This window comes from Pantoea sp. B65 (assembly GCF_047308185.1).
Classification (GTDB): domain Bacteria; phylum Pseudomonadota; class Gammaproteobacteria; order Enterobacterales; family Enterobacteriaceae; genus Erwinia.
Genome location: NZ_JAHXPU010000037.1, coordinates 170,298 through 190,565, shown reverse-complemented (window position 1 = coordinate 190,565; position 20,268 = coordinate 170,298). Strand labels below are relative to the sequence as shown.

Here is a 20,268-nt window from a genome sequence, read left to right as displayed (position 1 = left end):
ATGACAACACCGCAAAATGACCCAAAAGCGGCTGACGCGCCCCTGTTGCTCGATCAACAGCTGTGTTTTGCCCTCTACTCCGCCAATCTGGCGCTGCATAAGCTTTACCGGCAACTGCTGGCAGAGCTGGATCTGACCTATCCGCAATATCTGGTGATGATGGTGCTGTGGGAAAAGGATGATGTTACGGTCTCCGACATTGGCGCCCGGCTGTTTCTCGATTCCGCCACCCTGACGCCGCTACTGAAGCGTCTTGAAACCGCCGGTATGCTGCACCGGCAGCGCTCGCGCCAGGATGAGCGTCAGGTGGTCGTCACGTTAAGTGAAGCTGGTCGTCTGTTACGGCAGAAAGCGCTGGCGATCCCGGAATCGGTGCGCTGTGCGGCGGCCTGTGATGTCGGAACCTTACAGGGACTCAAGCAGCAACTGGAAATACTGCGCGATAATCTGAACAGCTAGGCACGGCGTAAATGCACAGAGGGCCGGTCAATACTGACCGGCCCCGTTTTTTTTACGGCCTGACGCCGTTATCCGCGATTAAGACTCCGGCATCGCTGACGAATGGTGAGTTGAAATCAACCATTGCTGGCCATTCCAGGCATAGGTAAAGGTATAACGGGCAGATACTGCGGTATTATCTTTAAAGGTAAAAGTATAGGTCCCGGCATCGATCGCCTTATTACAACCGATACGAATCGTACGACTGTCAATTTTCCCTACTGGTTTCTTTTGTAAAAAATGTTCAAAGTACTCTTTGCGCTCCGCATCGGTTAATCTCACCGTATTAGATACGGTTGGCAATAACACCGCGTCAGTCAGATAATTTTGCGCGACTTTCTGCGGGTCTCCGGATTTCAGTGCGTCATTCCAGCGGTCAAACAGTCCGGCAATATGTTGTTGATCGACAGGCTCACATTTGTTGTCGCTGGCGAGTACAGAAGCTGACACTGATGATGCCAGCATAAAAAGGGCAATACGGGTTTTCATTAAAAACATCCTTGATTAATTAACGCAAGGACATTTAATATCCCCTGGTTTATTTAGGCAATGAAATTTACGCATACTTATAATTCAGGAATAAAAGAATACAAAAGCGGTTACAAAGCCATTAAATTAATAACAGTCTAATTATATTGTTTTGATTTATATACCTTATGATACCCCTGACACTTCCATCAGCTGATGCGACAGTCTCTCGATCGGCGTCCTTCCCGGCTGCCATCATAGTTGCTGGCTCGACCGGATGCAGATTGCATTTCGGCCCAGCCATAACTGGGGACATCTCCGCACTAAACACCGGGTCTCCGCCGGCAGGGAAATACCCGCCGCCGCCGCCGACAGCAGATGGTTTTTTTCTCACCACTATCTACAATTTATACCGTCATCGTCCGAAAAAAATACAACGCCTTATTGCACCATTCATTTGTCAACATGCATCGTTATCGCAGTAGTGCACGACCAATTTACCGAAAATGGACCTGCTATGCGCCAGAGTGAGACTGCGTAACTTTATGACTGCACTGATATAAACACATTTCATTTTAATGCGTTAATACCCCTGCCAGTCAGATGCGGGGCGATTCTCAGTTGCCGAACACCAAACGTCAGTAAATGAGGCGCTGCCGTTTATATATTCCTCCGCCGCCGGAGGCTATGTGAATAAGGTGCAATTTAACCCGATAACAAATTGAAAAAAATCAATTTTAAAATATAGCGACCAACAGGATTACGCCATCTGCAACTGGCGTAATAACTGGCATTGCGCCGTTGCTATTTTCATCCCGGTAATAACGCATTAATGGCGGCGAATAATATCAATGTTTTCATCTGGTTTGATGGAGGTTTTTTATGGAAAGCGATTACAATATTTTACTCCTTGATGAGTGCTACCTGTCATGTCTGGGGATCACCCGCTTATTAGAAGAGAGAAACCCGCATAGTTTCCGCTTCAGTTATGCAACTTCGCTGGCGCAGGCAAGATCATTTATTTATAGCCAAAAAATTGACGCAGTTATTTTAGACAGTGAAAATAATGTTACTCTTTCCAGTACTAAAGCGTTCCTGCGAGAAATACGTTTAAAACAACCTGAGATTAAGCTGATTGTGTTTACCAGCCATTTCTCTTTGTCACTATTAAGAATGTCCCAGATGCTGATAATCAATGGGTTTCTGTCACGCCGCGAGCCGCTTTTGCCGCTGGCGGAAAGTCTGCAGCTGCTGCTGTTTGGCAACAAAAGTCAGTTAAGCGCCAGCTTTATCCGCCAGGCGGAGCAGCTGGCGCCAACAGCCTGCGCCGCCGCCCTGACACCAGCGGAGAGCCGTATCTTGCGCTTCCTGCTGGAGGGGAAAACCCCGGCGCAAATTGGTCGCCTCACCCAGCGCAGCGTAAAAACTATCAGTAGTCAGAAACGCAGCGTGATGCGCAAGCTGGGGATCACCAGAACCAGTCAGCTGATTATGATGAGTGAAGGGTTATATCAGAATTTTTATTAGTCACCTCTGGCCGCGGATATTAGCCTCAGAGGCTCCACTACGGTTAACCATTACTCATTTTTGCGGCTTGCTATACAGGTTAAGATGCATTATTACTGTAGCGCTGGTTATCAGTTTTATTCTCCCTCGCCTGGGGTAGCCCCTTTCGTACTGTGCCGCTTGCCGGCCAGACAATCTTCTATTTTAAATTAATACAAAGTTCATTTAACTAAAAATAGAGTTAGTCGCCACCATAACTATCGTTTGCTTCTGTTAATGACACTAATATATACGTAAAATCAATAAAAAAAACAGTAAACAACTCAGTAAAAAAGGGTAGCATTCTTAATGCTTTTTTAATTTTAGAATAACCGGCCAAAATAAATAAACCCCGCCAGTAAACCTATAATCACCTCTACTCTGTTCATGACGGTCTGAGGTGTCCTATGAAGCGCTGTCTCATCGCCTCGCTCTGTTTCTGCCCGGGAATTATCCTGGCAGGCTGCTCCTCATTTTATCCGCCATGGAATAACCCCAGAGACTATCCCGTTGACTATCAGATAATAAAGGATAAAAGAGCCGGGATTATAACCATGACCGATGAACAGCGTGCCGTGGTGGTGGTTCCCGGCGCCCTGAACGGCAGTAATGCCGATTTAAGAGTCTGCCCGGAACCGCCGGCAGATGCGGCCTCGGACATCGCCAACGCGTTTAAAGCACAAATAGAAGCGGCGAATGCCAATCCGGTTGCCAGACAAAACGCTGAAACACAAATGTCGAAAGAGTCGTCCTTCACACTCTCTGCAATTCTCGATCGTACCCAGGGGTTAGAGCTATTTCGCGATGGTGCAAATACCCTCTGTATCGCCTGGTTAAATGATATTTACAATAATGGTGATCTGGACTCGTGGCGTGAGGATTTCCGTTACCTGCTTTCTCTCTCATATCAGTTGATAAACAAGGAGATAACATCAAGACAGAGTGGGGTAGCAAAAACCAACGGTGCCAAATGAAAACCGCTGTTCTATGATTAACATCACTCTGTTTTATTTGAATTTATTCTGACTTTATCAATTCTTATAGGAAATATCTTAATGTGCATCTTTTGATATCGCAGGCATCGTCATCTTCACTATAACAAAAACTACTTTTAATATTAATTAAATATCACCATGTGATGTTCAAAAATCATCAGATTAAATAACGGTTTTTTAGATAAATATTTATTACCATTATTTGATTCTGAATTTGTTAAGCCATGCCCAATAAAGTACATTCCGCTAGTGGGAGACGGTCATGAACAGAACAAAATTCAGTGAGAAACAAATCCACTTTACGCTAAAGCAGGTCGAAGTCGGTGGTAATATTCAGGATGTATGTAAGATCATGGGAATATCACAAGCCACTTTTTATAACTGGAGGAATAAATACAGTCCAAAGAAAGTTGAAAGCCAGAAAAAAGTAAGAATGCTCGAGATGGAGAATAAACGCTTAATGACCCGGATAAGAGAACTGGAGCAGGATAAAAATATTTTGCTTAATGAACTAAAAAAAAACCGTTAGGCCAGATGATCCACGAATGCACTTATCATCTTTAGCTATTCGTTAAACTCTCTTTCTCTTTTTTTCCGGCTAACAACATTATTTAGCAGCTATCGTTGGCCCTGTGAAGCGCTAAATATCAGTCTATTCCCCTGCTATTGATGCCTTCGAAACTGGCGGTAAGCCGTCGGCTTAGCTCCGGATATCGTCCGGATATCCGGAGCTCTGCGGTATACGCCGGGAGCCGATACAGATCACATTTCACAACATTATGGTGATTATGCTCACGTTACCCTGTGCATTTGCCCGAAAAATGATGCGTATTTACTCCGCTTTCACCAGGGCGAGAACTGATTGTTAACTATACAGTGTATAATTGAAACGGTGTTTTAGAATTAAAAAGCACCACACTGTATAGCAAAACCCGGGCGACACTCACCTGCAGGCGGTGTCATCGCCCGGCGGTTACTTCCCTGGAAACCCTCTGACGGCAGGAATTATTGTGAAAATACGCTCTGTTGATGTCACCGTTTTTAATTACCCTACCCGACGCGTCGCGGACAGCGCTGGTCATTCACACCCCGGTGAAGAGAGCCTGGCGACGATGGCGATGCTTACCATCACCAGCGATGAAGGTGATTGCGGCTACTCCTTTGCACCGCCGGAAGTCGTACGCCCCCATGTGGTTAACGCCTTCTTTAAAAAAGTACTGATTGGTCAGAACCCCTTTGACCGTGAACGCCTGTGGCAGGATTTGGTGCACTGGCAACGCGGTAGCGCCCACCAGCTGACAGAACGCGCGCTCTCTTTTGTTGAACAGGCGCTGTGGGATCTGATTGGCCGTAAGCTGAAGATGCCGGTACATAAGTTGCTGGGGGGCTATCGCGAAAAAGTCCCGGCCTATGGCAGCACCATGTGCGGTGATGAACTACCGGGCGGGCTGTCGACCCCGGATGAATTTGCTCAGTTCGCGGAAAAACTGGTGGCGCGTGGTTACCAGGCGATCAAGCTGCATACCTGGATGCCGCCAGTCGCCTTTGCGCCGGACCCCAAAATGGATATCAAAGCCTGCGCCGCCGTGCGCGAAGCGGTAGGGCCGGATATTGAACTGATGCTGGATGGCTATCACTGGTACAGCCGCAGTCAGGCGTTGACCATCGGTAAGGCGCTGGAAAAACTCAACTTTGCCTGGTTTGAAGAGCCAATGGAAGAGGAGAGTATGGCGTCCTACGCCTGGCTGGCGGAAAATCTGTCGATTGACGTGATTGGTCCGGAAAGCCTCGGCGGGAAACACCACAGCCGTGCCGACTGGGTCAAAGCGGGCGCCTGCGATATTTTGCGCGCCGGCGCCAATGGCGTTGGCGGCATTTCTCCCTGCATGAAAGTGGCCAGCCTCGCCGAAGCCTTCGGTATGGATTGTGAGGTCCATGGCAACGGCGCTGCCAGCCTGGCGGTAGTCGGCGCGATCCGTAACTGCCGCTGGTACGAACGCGGTCTGCTGCATCCGTTCCTTGATTACGATCAGCCCCCGGCTTATCTCCACAGCCTGGTTGATCCCATGGATGAGCAGGGATTCGTCCATCTGTCGAATCGCCCCGGACTGGGGGAGGACATTAACTTTGATTACATAGAGACCCATACCGTCAGTCGCGACTGATCTACGGGCAGAAAAACAATAACCCCCAAGTCAGCCGAAGCGACAGCTTCAGCAACGAAGGGGGAATAAACCTCTGACTCTACCCGGAAGGTACAATATGAACACTGGCACCCTGACAGCCGCGTGGATGTTTGCGCTGCTGTTGCTGATGCATGGCGGTGCGGCGCAGGCGAAAACTCCGCCCGACCAGCTCATCATCGGCATGAATATGAATAACCTGCTCACTCTCGACCCGGCGGCAATGACCGGTAATGAAGTCGTGGGCATTGTCGTTAATCTGTATGACTCGCTGGTCGAACTGGATCCCGACCAGCTGACGAATGTCCGCCCGGCGCTGGCCACCAGCTGGCAGGTGAATAGCGACGATAATCTGCTGACCTTTACATTGCGCCAGGGGGTCACTTTCCACTCCGGCAACCCGCTGACCGCAGAAGACGTAGTGTGGTCGATGCGTCGTATTCTGCATCTCAATTTGGCGCAGGCTTCAGTCTGGAAGTCTTATGGCTTTAGCAAACAGAATGTCGATCAGATGGTGCGCGCGCCCGATCCCTGGACGGTAGAAATTGCGCTGCCGAAAGCCAACGATCCGCAGCTGGTGATCTATTCTCTTGCGGCGCTGGGCAGCGGTTCGGTACTGGATCGCAAAACCGTACAGTCCCACGAGCGTAATGGCGACTGGGGCAATCACTGGCTGACCACCAATGAAGCCGGATCCGGGCCATTCCGCCTTGATATCTGGCAGGCAAAAGATGTTCTGCGCATCAGCCGTAACCCCGACTACTGGCGTGGCCCGGCAAAACTAAATCGTGTGGTATTCCGCCATTTTCAGGAGTCGCAAACCCTGCGCCTGATGATTGAAAAAGGCGATCTGGATATTGCCAGCAGTATGGCGGTCTCCGATATCAATGCCCTGCGCCACGACCCGAATCTGACCGTCGATGCGGTGAAAAAAGGCACCATCTATTATGTGGCGATGAGCATGAAGGAAGCGCATTTCGCCAATGCCAAAGTACGCGAAGCGGTGCGCTACCTGATCGATTACCAGGGAATTAACAAGGCGCTGATGCCGGGATATGGCATTCTGCACCAGCGTCCGATTCAGTCCGGCATGCCCGCCACCCTGCCGGATCCGGGTTATAAACTGGATATCCCACGCGCCAAAGCGCTGCTGGCGGAGGCCGGTTACCCGGCGGGTTTTGATACCACCCTGCGCGTGCTGGCTGATCAACCCTTCCTCAATATTGCCATTGCCGTGCAGTCGACGCTGATGCAGGCCGGGATCCGCGCCAAAATCATCACCGGCACCGGTAACCAGATCTACGGCGCAATGCGTGAGCGCCGCTTCGATATGCTGGTGGGCCGCGGCGGCAGCGGAGTTGAGCCTCACCCGCACTCCAGCCTGCGTTCGCTGGTCTACAACCCCAATAACAGTGACGCCGCACGCCTGACCAACTTCCAGGGCTGGCGCACCAGTTTCTATGACCCGCAACTCAATAGCGAGATCGATCAGGCGCTGCTGGAGCGCGACCCGGCCCGGCAACAGCAGGACTATTACGCTATTCAGCAGCGCTATGACCGCCTGATCCCGGCGCTTATCCCGCTGTCGCAAATGGTGGATTCGGTGGTGGTGCGGAATGAAGTGCAGCACTATCAGCCGCACCCCTCGGCAACCACCTTTCTGCGTGATGTATCCAAGTCCGTACCAGCCACAGAGGGGAACGCACCATGACCACAGCATGGTTGTTAGCGGACAGTCCCGTCCGCCGGGTGGGACGCCGCGTGATGCAGGTGGCGATCACCCTGTTTGGCCTGCTACTGCTGACCTTTTTTATCGGGCGCGTGATGCCAATCGATCCGGTTCTGGCCATCGTCGGGCCGGATGCCGACCACAGCACTTATCAGCAGGTGTTTCATCAGCTGGGCTTTGATAAGCCGCTGTGGGTACAGTTTGCTATCTATCTCAACGCCCTGCTACACGGCGATTTAGGCAATGCGCTACTGACCGGCAAGCCGGTGGCGGATGATATTCTGCGTGTGTTCCCGGCGACCCTCGAACTGGCGACGCTGGCGATTATTATCGGCACCGGTCTGGGCATCCCACTGGGGGTTCTGGCGGCAGCCCGGCGTAATAGCCTGAGTGACTATGTGGTACGCATTATCAGCCTCGCGGGCTACTCCACGCCGATCTTCTGGGTGGGGATGATGGGCTTATTGCTGTTTTACGCCTGGCTCGGCTGGGTCGGCGGCGCCGGGCGGCTGGATTTCAGTCTGGATGGTCAGGTCACTAACCATAGCGGCCTGCTGCTGCTGGACTCGCTGCTGGCAGGTAACTGGACGGTGTTCCGCAATGCGCTGAACCATCTGATATTGCCCGCTTCGCTGCTCGGCTTTCACTCCATGGCTTATATCAGCCGTATGACGCGCAGTTTTATGCTGGCTCAGCTGTCACAGGAGTTCATCATCACCGCGCGCGTTAAAGGACTGACCGAGTGGCAAGTGATCTGGCAGCACGCCTTCCGCAATATTCTGGTGCAGTTGCTGACGGTGGTGGCGCTGGCCTATGGTTCGCTGCTGGAAGGCGCGGTGTTAATTGAAACAGTATTCTCCTGGCCGGGTTTTGGTTCCTATCTTACCGGCAGCCTGCTGCTGGGGGATATGAATGCGGTAATGGGTTGCGTACTGGTGGTAGGCATCATCTTTGTGATGCTAAACCTGCTCTCTGACCTGCTGTATCAGGTCTTCGATCCGAGGACGAAAGCATGACTATCTCGCTCGCTTCTCCCGCCAACGGCAGCAGCGCGCAGCGGCTGGCAAACCTGCGTCGCCGTGCCGGCAGAATAGGTCAATTCCTGCTGCGCATGGCGCGAAACCCACTGACCGCCATTGGCGGCGGCATTGTGCTACTGCTGATGATTGTTGCGCTGTTTGCGCCGTGGATTGCCCCTTTTCATCCGCTGGTGCAGGATTTAAATAATGCTCTGACAGCGCCGAATGCCGTCCACTGGTTTGGTACCGATGAGTTTGGCCGCGATATTTTCAGCCGTCTGGTATATGGCGCGCGCATCACCCTGTATATCGTCCTGCTGGTGTCGATTACCGTCGGCCCGCTCGGCCTGCTGCTGGGGGTCACCGCTGGCTACTTTGGCGGTAAGGTCGATATGCTGCTGATGCGCATTACCGACATCTTTATCTCCTTCCCCAGTCTGGTACTGGCTCTGGCCTTTGTCGCGGCGCTTGGCCCCGGCCTGGAACATGTGGTGATCGCCATCACTCTTACCGCCTGGCCACCGATTGCCCGTCTGGCGCGGGCGGAAACCCTGTCACTGCGGCAGGCGGATTTTATCTCTGCGGTGCGGCTACAGGGCGCGTCATCGCTACGGGTGTTATGGCGTCATATTGTGCCGCTATGCATGCCGTCGGTCATTATCCGTATCACCATGAATATGGCGGGGATCATTCTCACCGCTGCGGGCCTCGGCTTTCTCGGCCTCGGCGCCCAGCCGCCGGATCCGGAATGGGGAGCCATGATCTCCAGCGGCCGCACCTACATGATGGAGTGCTGGTGGGTGGTGACGATTCCGGGACTGGCGATTCTGATCAACAGTCTGGCGTTCAACTTTTTAGGAGATGGCCTGCGTGACATACTCGATCCCCGCAGTGAATAACGCTCCGGCGTTACTGGACGTGCGCGACCTGCACGTCAGCTTTTTTAACGGACGTCAGGAAACCGCGGCGGTGCGTGGCGTCTCCTTTCAGCTCGGCAAAGAAAAACTGGCGATTGTCGGTGAATCTGGCTCCGGTAAATCAACCGTGGGGCGCGCGCTGTTGCAGCTGCATCCGGCTAAAGCGCAGATCCGCGCCGAACGTATGCAGTTTGCCGATATCGATCTGCTGCACGCTTCGGCAGCGCAAATGCGCCAGATCCGCGGTAAACGAATCTCAATGATCATGCAGGATCCCAAATATTCACTGAATCCGGTGATCTGCGTCGGCGATCAAATTGCTGAAGCCTGGCGCTCGCACCATCCCTGCTCCCATGCCGCCGCCAAAAGCAAAGTGATCGACATGCTGGATGTAGTGCGGATCCGTCAGCCGGAGCGGGTTTATCATCTCTATCCCCATGAGATCTCCGGCGGCCAGGGACAGCGCATTATGATCGCCATGATGCTGATTACCGATCCTGAGCTGGTGATCGCCGACGAACCCACTTCCGCCCTCGATGTGTCAGTCCGCCTGCAGGTACTGGCGCTGCTGGATGACCTGGTACAGTCACGCGGGCTGGGGCTGATTTTTATTAGCCACGATATCAACCTGGTCCGCAGCTTCTGCGACCGGGTACTGGTGATGTATGCCGGGCGGGTGGTGGAATCAATCGCCGCCGCCGATCTCGATCGGGCGCAACACCCCTACACCCAGGGGCTGCTCAGCGCGCTGCCGGATATGCAGCATCGTCGTCCGCGCCTTCCCGTCCTCCAGCGGCAATCCAGCTGGCTAACCGATTAAGGAGCTCCTGTGCAATCATCCACTATGATCGACGTCCGGCAGCTCAATCTGACATTTAATGCCGGGAAAAAGGCCAGTCAGGTGCTGTTCGACGTCAACTTTGCCGTGCGGCAGGGTGAAATTTTTGGTCTGGTCGGCGAGTCTGGTTCCGGCAAAACCACCGTGCTGAAGTGTCTGGCCGGACTGTTTACCCACTGGCAGGGTGAACTGGCGATTAACCGTCAGCCGCTGGAGCACAATATCGGCCACGACCGCTGTCGTCTGGTGCAGATGGTGTTCCAGGATCCCTACGGCTCACTGCATCCGCGCCATACCATCGAAGATATTCTGCAGGAGCCGCTGGAGATCCATGCTATCGGCCAGCGTGATCAGCGGGTTAACGATATGCTGGAAAAAGTCGGGCTGAATCGTGCCTTCCGTACGCGCTATCCCCATCAGCTTTCCGGTGGTCAGCGTCAGCGCGTGGCGATTGCCCGCGCCTTAATCCTGCAGCCGCAGGTGCTGCTGCTGGACGAGCCGACCTCGGCGCTGGATGTCTCGGTACAGGCGGAGATCCTCAACCTGCTTAGCGACCTGCAGCAGGAAGAGGGGTTAACCTATCTGATGGTGACCCACGATCTCGGGGTTATCGCTCACCTTTGTCACCGGGTGGCGATAATGCAGTTCGGCAGGATTGTGGAAGCCCTCGATACCGATACGCTACTCAGCGGCGGCGCGCAGGTTGAATATAGTCAACGGTTGCTGGAGGCCAGCCGCCACTACAGCCGCGAAATGGCGGCACGGGCGGCCGGATAGTTAGTGCTGCGCCAGCTGTTGCAGCCAGCCGATCATCGCCTGCGCACCCGGTTTTGCCAGGGTGCGTTCAGGCCAGGCCAGATAATAGGGTTTACTTAACGGCAACGCGCGGCTATCGGGCACCACCAGAGTGCCCTGCCGCAACTCCTGCTGAATAAGCATCCGCTGCCCCAGCAGCAGACCATTGCCCTGCACCGCCGCTTCAATCGCCAGCGAAGTAAGGTTAAACGTCAGTCCGTTTAACGGTCTGTCCGCTGTTATACCGGCCATCTGCAGCCAGTCGCTCCAGCCCGGCAGATAACGGCCATCATTGCCCCAGTCGAGGTGAATCAGCGGATAAGCCAGTGGATTAAAGCTCTCTGGCGCGGCAGCCAGCAGTTGCGGGCTGCACACCGGCAGCACCTGATCCTGAAACAACGGCAGCTGCTGCAACTGCGGATAGTGATGGTCGCCAAAACAGAGCACGAAATCTGCCGGCGAAGAGGTGAAATCCACCCGCGCATGGGTGGCCTGCACGGCGATATTGATAGCGGGATGCTGCCGCAGCCACTCGCCTAAATGCGGGGTGAGCCATTTTGACGCCAGCGCCGGCAACGACACCAGCGTCAGCTGATTTTGCTGCGGCGCCGCCTGCAGATGCTGCTGCGCCAGCTGTAAAATATCGAATGCTTCAATAACATAACGCAGATAATCCCGCCCGGCAGTAGTAAGCTGCACCCCTGATTGCGAGCGGGTAAACACCAGCACGCCGAGTTGCTGTTCCAACTGCCGAATCTGCTGGCTGACAGCCGCAGGCGTCAGCGCCAGCTGGGTTGCCGCTTTTGCCAGACTGCCGGTTTCGGCAGCGGTTTTAAATGCCACGATGGCATTGAGACGCGGCAGTTTCGCCGATTTCATCATAGAGCAGGATCCTGTCAGGCATTAAGCCTGGCTATGCACCGGATTAAGTTTTTATTGTTACGGCTCGCGGCCAGAACTCTTATACAGTGGAACGATTATCCGTCTTCCCCGGAGTATCCATGAACAGCCTGGACCCTGTCGTCAACCGGTTATGTCATCCGCTTGGCGACGAGCACTATATCGCCGCCTGTAAGCAACGCCTTGACCAGAGCGGCGCGCTGGTATTGCGCGATTTTCTCACCGCCAGCGCCCTGCAGGCGATTAAGCAGGAGGGCGAGGCCCACAGCCATCAGGCGTTCTATGCCAGCAGCAGCCACAATGTTTATCTGAGCAAACCCGATGATAGCCTGCCTGCCGACCATCCACGCAATCGTCAGGTGATTTCGTCAAAAGGCTGCATTACCGATGAGGAGATCCCGGCCAGTTCGCCGCTGCGCACACTCTACAATGCAGAGTCGTTTAAACACTTTCTCTGTGGGGTACTCGGTGAACCACAGCTTTACCCCTATGGCGATTCGCTGTCGTCAATCAACCTGCACTACGCTCATCGCGGGCAGGAGCTGGGCTGGCATTTTGATAACTCGTCATTTGCCATCACCCTGCTGATCCAGAAACCGCAGGCCGGTGGCGTCTTTGAGTACGTCAGCAATCTGCGCGATGCTGACCGCGGCGAGATGAATTTCGCCGGGGTACAGCAGGTGCTGGACGGCGAACGGACAGTGGATCAGTTAGCTATCGACCCGGGCGATCTGGTGCTGTTCCGCGGGCGTAACGCCCTGCACCGCGTCACGCCCACCGCCGGCGCTACCACCCGGATGCTGGTGGTGCTGGCCTATAATGCCCGGCCGGACATCGCCTTATCAGAAACCGCCAGAATGACCTTCTACGGACGCCTGTAACGCATTAAACGCCCTGGCAAAAATTTGCCGGGTGCGTAATGCCACCAGCGCCTGCCAGTCGCTATCCGCCGGATAAAAGCCTTCATACAGCGCCAGTTTAATCGCCTCGCCTTCGGCGCTGGCCGGGTCGCCATACAGATGCAGCCAGTGGTCGTCACGTACCAGCGAATGCATGGTTTCCCCGTCATAGGTACCACACTCAATGACCAACTGCATCAGCCGTACATCCGGCAGATTATCCAGCATAAACTGCGATAAATACCCGGTGGCCGTGGCGGTGACGCCGGTTTCACTGTCACGATTTTTACCGGTAATCAGCACTGTCAGCCAGGGGCCAAACAGCTGCCGGGCGTTATCGAGCGCCGGATAGCTACGTTCGGCAATCGCCATCAACATCGGGTGGCCATAAGCACCGGCGCCGGTATGCAGATCAAAACTGATAATCTGCTGCGCATGGCACAGATGACGCTGAATAATCTGTTTCAGGGTGAGGTGCGACCAACTGGCTGCCGTGCCGCCGAAGAAAATCCCGTCGGCAAACTGGTACTGTCCGGCTTCGACAATACGCTTCACCCCAACCCAGCCGATTTGCGCGCATTGCGCCTGCATCCGGGCATCCGCCTGCTGACGCTGCTGTCCGTTACTGTCACGACACAGATAGATATCATGCAGCGCCGGATAAGCGGTGTTGTGCGGCAACGGCTGACTGAAATCGATAAAGTTACGATTCAGGTCGGCATTATCTTCATTAACACGTCGCAGATGGGCGCTGCCCCACGGGTTGATCAGATGCACCATCACCAGCGCCATATCGTCAGGCATTGCGCCGGCGGTGAGACTGTCCAGCCAGGCAATCTGGCTGTCAGAACCGTAATAGCCCTCAACTCCGTGGGTGCCGGAAACCACCACCATTAGGTTGCGCGCTTCAGGCCGACCGATGATCGCGACATCGGTCGCCAGGGCCTCGCCGTGCGGCCCGGGCAGCGGGTGGGGATAACAGATCACCTCACCCGCAAGCCGGGCGACGGCCGCAAGGAAACGCGCACGCTGCGCGTTAAAATCCGGCAGTTGCTGCTGTCTGCTGCTCATCAGGCTTACTCTGGCTGGTGCCAAATATCAAAGGTGAAGTATTTCTTCGCCAGCTTGTCATAAGTGCCGTTTTTGTGCAGCTCCGCCAGCGCGCTGTTGATCATCTGACGGTGCTGTTCATCGTCTTTACGTAAGCCGATACCGGTGCCTTCGCCAAACCATTTTTTATCCAGCAGCGTTTTCCCGCTGATAGCAAACTGCTGACCCTGCGGGGTTTTCAGAAAGCCGGTTTCCGCAGAGGCGGCGTTAGTCAGGGTGGCATCGACACGACCGGAAGCCAGATCGGGATAAATCTCTTCCTGGTTTGGATAGGAGACCACCTGAATACCCAGCGGCGCCCAGACAGCCTGCGCATAAGACTCCTGCGTAGTACCCTGCGCCACGCCGATCACTTTCCCTTTCAGGGTAGCGGCATCCGGGCTTAACACACTGTTTTTCTTCGCCACCAGCGCACTTGGCGTAATGTACAGCATATCGCTAAACGCTACCTGCTGACGGCGTTTTTCCGTCATCGACATCGCCGACAGAATGGCATCGAACTTACGCGCTTTTAACGCCGGAATAATGCCGTCGTAGCCGGTCTGCACCCAGACACATTTCACCTGCAACTGCTGACAAATGGCGTTGCCCATATCGATATCAAAACCCTGCAGCGAGCCGTCGGCGGCTTTCGATTCAAACGGCGGAAAAGTCGGATCGACGCCAAAACGCAACTGCGTTTCCGCGAAAGCAGCGTGACTGACGGCGGTCAGAGCCAGCAAAACAGAGAGCGCGATTTTTTTCATACAGGATCCCCGGGAAGAAAGGTAAACAATGAACGATTTATTATTCAATTTAATAACATAGTTGATCATTTTATGGCAGCGCTCAATCGCCGGACGAATTCCCCGCTGCTTTTTTCAGCGAACAATCGTTTGCGTTAACTCCGGCAATTTTGTGATTAAGATCACATAACTTCTGAATCATTATGAAACAAACTTTGACAAATGTGAGTAATATCTATTTTCTATTCCCCTGTTACAGGCACGATGCGCGGACATTCTTCAACAGGCGTTGGCTCTGTTTTGTGACGACGAAAATCACCCTCCTGTCCTGCAGGGGCTACATAACAAGACCATCATTGTTGTACAGCGAATGGTCATTAAGCATGTGGTAATCAAATGAAAACAAAAATGTTGATGGCGGCGAGTACGCTGCTGGCGATGTCATACAGCGCATCTTCAGTTGCCGAAACCAATAACGCAGAGTACCTATCCGACTGGTGGCATCAGAGCGCTAACGTAGTGGGTAGCTACCACACACGGTTTGGGCCGCAGCTGAATAATGACGTCTATCTGGAATACGAAGCTTTTGCCCATAAAGACTGGTTCGATTTTTACGGTTATATCGACGTTCCCAAAGTGTTTGGCGCGGGGAATGGCAACGATACCGGCGCCTGGGACGACGGCTCACCGTTCTTTATGGAGATCGAACCGCGCTTCTCAATTGATAAACTGACCAATAGCGATCTGAGTTTTGGGCCATTTAAAGAGTGGTACTTCGCCAACAACTATATCTACGATATGGGCGATAACAAAGCCAACCGCCAGAACACCTGGTATATGGGTCTGGGCACCGATATCGATACCCATAGCAAAGTGTCACTGTCAGCGAATATCTATGCCAAATACCAGTGGGAAAACTACGGTGCGGCAAATGAGGACAGCTGGGATGGCTACCGCTTTAAAATCAAATATTTCGTACCACTGACCGCGCTCTGGGGCGGCAACCTGAACTATATCGGCTTTACTAACTTCGATTTTGGTTCCGAGCTGCGTGATAAAGCGGGTGACGCGCGTACCAATAACTCCATCGCCTCCAGCCATATCCTGTCTCTGGGTTACGATCACTGGCACTACTCGGTGGTGGCGCGTTATTTCCACAACGGTGGACAGTGGGCGGACGGTACGGAACTGGACTTCGGTAAAGGACCTTTTACCGTGAAATCGACCGGCTGGGGTTACTACCTGGTGGTGGGTTACAACTTCTGATTCTGACCCGGCAGCGGGCGGCATTTATCCCTCCCCTGGGGTAACTTAATGCCGTCCCGTTGCCGATCCATGTCACACCACACCACCTGTTTTAGTCCCACCGGCATTCAGATATTGAAGTTATCGGGATAGTCATGAGAGCATCCTGAGTAATATTGATGTTGCCTTTGGGTAAAACAGGGAAACAAAATGAAGTTGACACAGCGAAACGTTAGCCTTGATTTTTTTCGTGGCATTATGTCACTGCTCGTCTGCATTGGTCATATGTATTACTGGAACCATAATATCGCCATGCCGTTATCGTTTATCTTAGCGGTTGATTTCTTTTTAGTGCTGAGTGGTTTTGTTATCGCCGCATCGGTGTTGAATAATGATAACTTTGATGCAATAAATTTCGCCAAAAAGCGCTATCAACGGCTATTCCCGGTATATATAACCTGTATTATTCTTAGCGTGCCCTTGTTTATTATCTGGAAAGAGCTTCCTCACCCTAATGCATTTGATCTTTTCAAAATCATCACTATCTCACAAATGATCCCCTCCAATAGCAGAAGCGATTTCCCGCTAATTGAACCTATGGGGGTGGCAAACACTATTTCTGCTGAATTGCTGATTGGGATCCTGATTTTCCCGCTGGTCTATTTTCTGGAAAAGAAAGCGAAAGCCATTACCGCACCTTTTTTACTGGTTTTGATCCTTTTCTCATTCCTGAAGATCAATCTCGATTCACCTGATTTTATGAATATCAATTACCGGCTGGCCTACAGTTTTATCCCTTACGGCGTGCTCAGATGCTTAATGGACTATGCCATCGGGATACTTTGCTACCAGCTGCTGATTCGCTCAGGCAGTACAGAATCGTATCTAAAGGAGAGCTTGATACAACTACTGTGTATCTCAGCCTTCTTCTTTTTATTCTGCAAAATGCAGTACAACAGAAATAATGAAATATTGTCTCCGTTACTATTTGGCGTTTTTATCTACTCACTCTCAAAGGCCAGCGGTGCGGTTTTTAAATTAACCAACAATAAATTAGGTGTTTTCCTCGGTGATATATCGTACCCGATCTATCTGATCCACCCGGTATTGATATTTATTTTCAGTAAAATAATGAACTTCAGCACCACCCCAATCGTTATGATATGTTATTTAACCGCCTGTATCCTAAGTGCCTTTATCATCAACCGGATCATAGAAAAACCATCAATGGATTACTTTTCCCGATCCCGATAGTCACCGCTTAAAAACACCCGACTGAGGCAACTGGACATCCAGGGTATAGGGCATTCAGCCGGGTATTTCCCTGCCGCCCCAGGCCGCCGCCTGGCGCTATTACTCTGCCGGTTTTGTTACATTAATCATCCACGGGATACCGAATTTATCGGTAAGCATGCCAAAACCCTGCGCCCAGAAAGTCTCCTGCCACGGCATGGTGACATTGCCTCCGGCCGCAAGATTATCAAACCAGCTTTTACCTTCGTCGACATCATCGGTCGCCAGACTGATGGCAAAGCCACTATGCTGCTGCTCAGTAGCGGCCATATTGCCGTCGCTCATCATGATTTCACTGTCGCCCACTTTCAGCTGGGCATGCATAATTTTGTCCGGCGGAAAGTCATAAGCGGAAGCGCAGTCTTCCTGTTGCATCTGCTCCGCAGGCATATCATCGAAGGTGGTTTTAAACAGCAGTTCGGCGCCAAATGACTGATGATAAAAAGCGATCGCTTCTTCACAGCGACCATCAAAAAACAGATAGGGATGCACTTGCATGGCTGACTCCTCAATAATGGCAGGACGCCGCACGGCGATTATCCGTGTTATGGCGTGATTATCACTCAGCGCAAAGTGTAGTCAGCCTTGCCAGCATAAAATGGGCGTCAGCCCGCACATTGGGGCGATTTTATCATCGCATCCCAGCCAGCCGGCGGTCAGCAACTACGACGAAACAGCTGCGCCATATAGGCCCCCATCGGCGTCAGTGCGGTATCGCGCCGCTGAATCAGAAAAAAGGTCGCCTTTGGCAGCGGCTGATCGAGTTCCAGCGCCACCACGCTATACTAGCCGCTCGTCACTCATGACGATTGCCACCGCGATAATCAGCGCGCTGGATCTGGCGCTGAAGTTTCTCGCCGTCTGGATCCTGCTGCTGCTGGCCTGGTATGCGCTTGGCCTGCCAATAGGACCCGGCGTGTATCCACAGCTGCCCGGTTAAATAGTTGCGGGCGGTGGTGACATCACCCGCGATTTAATTAAATCACTATTATCAGCCACGGATGCGCCCGGAATATTACAACGGCATCTGGCGATGCCGCTCTTTTGGCTTACGCCACCAGCTGACGGACAAACGCTTCGATCTCTTTATCCTGACAGTTTTCAAAGAAACACTGCTGGAAACGCTGGCCGCTCACTGCGGTTTTAACCAGTTCAGGGTCAATGGCGCGCAGGGTATCGAGATAGTTCTCTTTCACCACCGCCGCCTTCACCTGATTCAGAATGCCCGCGTTACGTACCTGTGGTTCTTTACGCTCCAGCGGATAACCCTGACCTTTCTCACCGGTAAAGGCTTTCTCGAAGATAAAGCGCAGATTCAGCTCAGCGCCCCAGCCAAAGCCTTTGGCAAACGGCAGCGCCAGCGCATTACCATTATTGATTTGCGCAAACAGGAAGGCGTCCGCCGGATCGATACAATAACCACATATCACGCCCGGATGGATATTCAGTGACATCAGCGCGCCCTGACCAGTGCCGCAGCCGGTGATGACAAAATCGACCGCTTTGGCATTCAGCAGAATGCTGGCCATAATGCCGAGATGAATATAAGTCAGATGATGATCCTGTTCATCACTCATGCCGACGTTGTAAACCGGGTAATCCTTGCTGTCAGCGACCTGCTGTAGCTCTTTCAGGACTATTGCATTTTTGCCCGCCTGACTGTTCTCCATCATCAGTGCAATCTTCATGGTTCTCCCCTTTACGTCATTGGCTAAGGAACAGTGAGTTTTTACCACTCACTATATTTATGAAACATTGTTTCATTTTTCCAGATAGATGTCTCCCACTGACCCAATCCCGCGCCATTTATTGTGATCCTGCTCTCAATTCTGTCGGTTTTCCCTCGGCAGCGAACGCTAAAAGGATATGCTTACCGTCAATTATGAAACGATGTTTCAATAAAAAATCAATGCCAGGCTGATAAGGAGAAAAGTATGGCGAAGGGCTTACAAATTAAACTTCCGTTCCATCATTTCAGGGACCCGGAGACCGGCGCCGCCATCACCCGTCTGACGCCGCCGGAAGTGCTTTGTCACCGTAACTACTTCTACCAGAAGTGCTTTACCCGTGACGGTAATCGGCTGCTGTTTGCCGCCGAATTCGATGGCCCTCGTAACTACTACCTGCTCGATCTGCAAACACAGGAAGCGCAGCAGCTTACCGAAGGCAAGGGTGATAATACCTTTGGCGGCTTTCTGTCAGATGACGATCGCTATCTCTGGTATGTAAAAAATGAACGCAGCCTGCAACGGGTTGATCTGGCCACGCTGCAGGAGACCACCATCTATCAGGTGCCTGCTGACTGGGTCGGTTACGGTACCTGGGTGGCGAACAGTGACTGTACGCAGCTGGTGGGCATTGAAATCGCCCGTGAAGACTGGGAACCACTGACCGACTGGCATATTTTCCAGCGTTTCTTCGAAAAAAACCCGCACTGTCGTCTGCTGCGTGTCGACCTGAAAACCGGTGAAGCGCAAACCATCCACCAGCAGCATCTGTGGCTGGGTCACCCGATTTACCGCCCTCACGATGACACTACCGTGGCATTCTGCCACGAAGGCCCGCATGATCTGGTGGATGCGCGCATGTGGCTGATTAACGAAGATGGCAGCAATCTGCGTAAGGTGAAAGATCATGCGGTGGGAGAGAGCTGCACCCATGAGTTCTGGGTGCCGGACGGATCGGCGCTGATCTATGTTTCCTATCATAAAGATCGCCCTGACCGTCAGATTTGCCGCTTCGATCCGCTGACGCATAGCAATGAAGTACTGATGACTATGCCTGCCTGCTCACATTTGATGAGTAATGAAGATGGCTCGTTACTGGTTGGCGATGGCTCCGGCACCCCAGTCGATGTGCAGGATACCAAAGGCTACACTATTGAGAATGACCCCTGGCTGTATGTATTTGATGTGCCGCAGCGCCGTCATTTCCGTCTGGCAGCACATAACAGCTCATGGCGCGTACTGAATGGCGATCGTCAGGTCACCCATCCACATCCGTCATTTACCCCGGATGGCCGTCAGGTGCTGTTTACCTCGGATTATGAAGGTCAGCCCGCACTCTATCTGGCCGCGCTGCCAGCACCATTAACCGCTTAATCCACAGG

General features: G+C 52.7%; 21 protein-coding genes and 1 pseudogene. 15 read left to right on the top strand and 7 right to left on the bottom strand.

Annotated features, from left to right (window positions below):
- Positions 1 to 459, top strand: coding sequence for a MarR family winged helix-turn-helix transcriptional regulator (locus JWF83_RS17370; protein ID WP_413651662.1), 459 nt, complete (start codon positions 1 to 3; stop codon positions 457 to 459).
- A 78-nt stretch (positions 460 to 537) separates the two neighbouring features.
- Here the strand turns inward: JWF83_RS17370 and JWF83_RS17365 are convergent, their stop codons facing one another.
- Positions 538 to 987, bottom strand: a complete 450-nt coding sequence (locus JWF83_RS17365; protein WP_413651661.1) for an SgcJ/EcaC family oxidoreductase — start codon at positions 985 to 987, stop codon at positions 538 to 540.
- An 861-nt stretch (positions 988 to 1,848) separates the two neighbouring features.
- Here JWF83_RS17365 and JWF83_RS17360 point away from each other — a divergent pair.
- The 9 genes from JWF83_RS17360 to JWF83_RS17320 all read left to right on the top strand — a co-directional run bounded on the left by JWF83_RS17360 (position 1,849) and on the right by JWF83_RS17320 (position 10,969).
- Positions 1,849 to 2,493: a helix-turn-helix transcriptional regulator gene (locus tag JWF83_RS17360; protein WP_413651660.1), complete on the top strand. Its 645-nt coding sequence runs from the start codon at positions 1,849 to 1,851 to the stop codon at positions 2,491 to 2,493.
- A gap of 572 nt (positions 2,494 to 3,065) precedes the next feature.
- Positions 3,066 to 3,485, top strand: coding sequence for a hypothetical protein (locus tag JWF83_RS17355; RefSeq protein WP_413651659.1), 420 nt, complete (start codon positions 3,066 to 3,068; stop codon positions 3,483 to 3,485).
- Between the two features lie 283 nt (positions 3,486 to 3,768).
- Complete coding sequence (locus JWF83_RS17350) at positions 3,769 to 4,035, top strand: transposase (RefSeq protein WP_413651658.1); 267 nt, start codon at positions 3,769 to 3,771, stop codon at positions 4,033 to 4,035.
- 481 nt (positions 4,036 to 4,516) lie between these two features.
- Positions 4,517 to 5,671 (top strand): mandelate racemase family protein, encoded by a 1,155-nt coding sequence (locus JWF83_RS17345; RefSeq protein WP_413651657.1) that lies wholly within the window; start codon positions 4,517 to 4,519, stop codon positions 5,669 to 5,671.
- Positions 5,672 to 5,768: 97 nt separating this feature from the next.
- On the top strand, positions 5,769 to 7,400 hold the full coding sequence (locus tag JWF83_RS17340; protein WP_413651656.1) for an ABC transporter substrate-binding protein: 1,632 nt from the start codon (positions 5,769 to 5,771) through the stop codon (positions 7,398 to 7,400).
- Complete coding sequence (locus JWF83_RS17335; protein WP_413651655.1) at positions 7,397 to 8,434, top strand: ABC transporter permease; 1,038 nt, start codon at positions 7,397 to 7,399, stop codon at positions 8,432 to 8,434. The genes JWF83_RS17340 and JWF83_RS17335 overlap by 4 nt, the downstream gene beginning before the upstream one ends.
- Positions 8,431 to 9,336 (top strand): ABC transporter permease, encoded by a 906-nt coding sequence (locus tag JWF83_RS17330; RefSeq protein ID WP_413651654.1) that lies wholly within the window; start codon positions 8,431 to 8,433, stop codon positions 9,334 to 9,336. The genes JWF83_RS17335 and JWF83_RS17330 overlap by 4 nt, the downstream gene beginning before the upstream one ends.
- Positions 9,308 to 10,174: an ABC transporter ATP-binding protein gene (locus JWF83_RS17325; RefSeq protein ID WP_413651653.1), complete on the top strand. Its 867-nt coding sequence runs from the start codon at positions 9,308 to 9,310 to the stop codon at positions 10,172 to 10,174. The genes JWF83_RS17330 and JWF83_RS17325 overlap by 29 nt, the downstream gene beginning before the upstream one ends.
- A gap of 24 nt (positions 10,175 to 10,198) precedes the next feature.
- Positions 10,199 to 10,969 (top strand): ABC transporter ATP-binding protein, encoded by a 771-nt coding sequence (locus tag JWF83_RS17320; protein WP_413651821.1) that lies wholly within the window; start codon positions 10,199 to 10,201, stop codon positions 10,967 to 10,969.
- On the opposite strand, the gene JWF83_RS17315 is transcribed toward JWF83_RS17320, so the two are convergent.
- Entirely contained in the window at positions 10,970 to 11,869 is a 900-nt protein-coding gene (locus tag JWF83_RS17315; protein ID WP_413651652.1) for a LysR substrate-binding domain-containing protein, read from the bottom strand.
- Positions 11,870 to 11,988: 119 nt separating this feature from the next.
- Here JWF83_RS17315 and JWF83_RS17310 point away from each other — a divergent pair, with 119 nt between their 5' ends.
- Entirely contained in the window at positions 11,989 to 12,768 is a 780-nt protein-coding gene (locus tag JWF83_RS17310; protein ID WP_413651651.1) for a 2OG-Fe(II) oxygenase, read from the top strand.
- Here JWF83_RS17310 and JWF83_RS17305 read toward each other — a convergent pair.
- Together JWF83_RS17305 and JWF83_RS17300 are read right to left on the bottom strand one after the other, a co-directional pair.
- Positions 12,730 to 13,857 carry a DUF2817 domain-containing protein gene (locus JWF83_RS17305; RefSeq protein ID WP_413651650.1) on the bottom strand — a complete coding sequence of 376 codons (1,128 nt, stop codon included), beginning with the start codon at positions 13,855 to 13,857 and terminating at the stop codon, positions 12,730 to 12,732. The two genes, JWF83_RS17310 and JWF83_RS17305, sit on opposite strands and share 39 nt — an antisense overlap.
- Positions 13,858 to 13,862: 5 nt before the next feature.
- Positions 13,863 to 14,642, bottom strand: a complete 780-nt coding sequence (locus tag JWF83_RS17300; protein WP_413651649.1) for an ABC transporter substrate-binding protein — start codon at positions 14,640 to 14,642, stop codon at positions 13,863 to 13,865.
- 375 nt (positions 14,643 to 15,017) lie between these two features.
- On the opposite strand from JWF83_RS17300, the gene JWF83_RS17295 reads away from it, so the two are divergent.
- Together JWF83_RS17295 and JWF83_RS17290 are read left to right on the top strand one after the other, a co-directional pair.
- A complete protein-coding gene (locus JWF83_RS17295; protein ID WP_413651648.1) occupies positions 15,018 to 15,887 on the top strand; it encodes a nucleoside-specific channel-forming protein Tsx in 870 nt (289 codons plus the stop codon).
- Between the two features lie 189 nt (positions 15,888 to 16,076).
- Positions 16,077 to 17,120 carry an acyltransferase family protein gene (locus tag JWF83_RS17290; RefSeq protein ID WP_413651647.1) on the top strand — a complete coding sequence of 348 codons (1,044 nt, stop codon included), beginning with the start codon at positions 16,077 to 16,079 and terminating at the stop codon, positions 17,118 to 17,120.
- Positions 17,121 to 17,219: 99 nt separating this feature from the next.
- On the opposite strand, the gene yjdN is transcribed toward JWF83_RS17290, so the two are convergent.
- Together yjdN and JWF83_RS17280 are read right to left on the bottom strand one after the other, a co-directional pair.
- Positions 17,220 to 17,657, bottom strand: coding sequence for a VOC family metalloprotein YjdN (gene yjdN, locus JWF83_RS17285; RefSeq protein WP_413651646.1), 438 nt, complete (start codon positions 17,655 to 17,657; stop codon positions 17,220 to 17,222).
- 158 nt (positions 17,658 to 17,815) lie between these two features.
- Positions 17,816 to 17,938: pseudogene (locus JWF83_RS17280) on the bottom strand (LysR family transcriptional regulator); the annotation flags it as partial.
- Between the two features lie 23 nt (positions 17,939 to 17,961).
- On the opposite strand from JWF83_RS17280, the gene JWF83_RS17275 reads away from it, so the two are divergent.
- Positions 17,962 to 18,099: a hypothetical protein gene (locus tag JWF83_RS17275; protein WP_413651645.1), complete on the top strand. Its 138-nt coding sequence runs from the start codon at positions 17,962 to 17,964 to the stop codon at positions 18,097 to 18,099.
- Between the two features lie 109 nt (positions 18,100 to 18,208).
- Here JWF83_RS17275 and JWF83_RS17270 read toward each other — a convergent pair whose 3' ends face one another.
- A complete protein-coding gene (locus JWF83_RS17270; RefSeq protein ID WP_413651644.1) occupies positions 18,209 to 18,847 on the bottom strand; it encodes an RpiB/LacA/LacB family sugar-phosphate isomerase in 639 nt (212 codons plus the stop codon).
- 246 nt (positions 18,848 to 19,093) lie between these two features.
- On the opposite strand from JWF83_RS17270, the gene JWF83_RS17265 reads away from it, so the two are divergent.
- Positions 19,094 to 20,260, top strand: a complete 1,167-nt coding sequence (locus JWF83_RS17265) for an oligogalacturonate lyase family protein (protein ID WP_413651643.1) — start codon at positions 19,094 to 19,096, stop codon at positions 20,258 to 20,260.
- Positions 20,261 to 20,268: the final 8 nt, after the last annotated feature.

Excerpts from the sequence above, each read along its gene's own strand:
- JWF83_RS17370 (WP_413651662.1), top strand. The coding sequence starts at position 1 with ATGACAACACCGCAAAATGACCCAAAAGCGGCTGACGCGCCCCTGTTG.
- JWF83_RS17365 (WP_413651661.1), bottom strand. The coding sequence starts at position 987 with ATGAAAACCCGTATTGCCCTTTTTATGCTGGCATCATCAGTGTCAGCT.
- JWF83_RS17360 (WP_413651660.1), top strand. The coding sequence starts at position 1,849 with ATGGAAAGCGATTACAATATTTTACTCCTTGATGAGTGCTACCTGTCA.
- JWF83_RS17355 (WP_413651659.1), top strand. The coding sequence starts at position 3,066 with ATGACCGATGAACAGCGTGCCGTGGTGGTGGTTCCCGGCGCCCTGAAC.
- JWF83_RS17350 (WP_413651658.1), top strand. The coding sequence starts at position 3,769 with ATGAACAGAACAAAATTCAGTGAGAAACAAATCCACTTTACGCTAAAG.
- JWF83_RS17340 (WP_413651656.1), top strand. The coding sequence starts at position 5,769 with ATGAACACTGGCACCCTGACAGCCGCGTGGATGTTTGCGCTGCTGTTG.
- JWF83_RS17335 (WP_413651655.1), top strand. The coding sequence starts at position 7,397 with ATGACCACAGCATGGTTGTTAGCGGACAGTCCCGTCCGCCGGGTGGGA.
- JWF83_RS17330 (WP_413651654.1), top strand. The coding sequence starts at position 8,431 with ATGACTATCTCGCTCGCTTCTCCCGCCAACGGCAGCAGCGCGCAGCGG.
- JWF83_RS17320 (WP_413651821.1), top strand. The coding sequence starts at position 10,199 with ATGATCGACGTCCGGCAGCTCAATCTGACATTTAATGCCGGGAAAAAG.
- JWF83_RS17315 (WP_413651652.1), bottom strand. The coding sequence starts at position 11,869 with ATGATGAAATCGGCGAAACTGCCGCGTCTCAATGCCATCGTGGCATTT.
- JWF83_RS17310 (WP_413651651.1), top strand. The coding sequence starts at position 11,989 with ATGAACAGCCTGGACCCTGTCGTCAACCGGTTATGTCATCCGCTTGGC.
- JWF83_RS17305 (WP_413651650.1), bottom strand. The coding sequence starts at position 13,857 with ATGAGCAGCAGACAGCAGCAACTGCCGGATTTTAACGCGCAGCGTGCG.
- JWF83_RS17300 (WP_413651649.1), bottom strand. The coding sequence starts at position 14,642 with ATGAAAAAAATCGCGCTCTCTGTTTTGCTGGCTCTGACCGCCGTCAGT.
- JWF83_RS17295 (WP_413651648.1), top strand. The coding sequence starts at position 15,018 with ATGAAAACAAAAATGTTGATGGCGGCGAGTACGCTGCTGGCGATGTCA.
- JWF83_RS17290 (WP_413651647.1), top strand. The coding sequence starts at position 16,077 with ATGAAGTTGACACAGCGAAACGTTAGCCTTGATTTTTTTCGTGGCATT.
- yjdN (WP_413651646.1), bottom strand. The coding sequence starts at position 17,657 with ATGCAAGTGCATCCCTATCTGTTTTTTGATGGTCGCTGTGAAGAAGCG.
- JWF83_RS17275 (WP_413651645.1), top strand. The coding sequence starts at position 17,962 with ATGACGATTGCCACCGCGATAATCAGCGCGCTGGATCTGGCGCTGAAG.
- JWF83_RS17270 (WP_413651644.1), bottom strand. The coding sequence starts at position 18,847 with ATGAAGATTGCACTGATGATGGAGAACAGTCAGGCGGGCAAAAATGCA.
- JWF83_RS17265 (WP_413651643.1), top strand. The coding sequence starts at position 19,094 with ATGGCGAAGGGCTTACAAATTAAACTTCCGTTCCATCATTTCAGGGAC.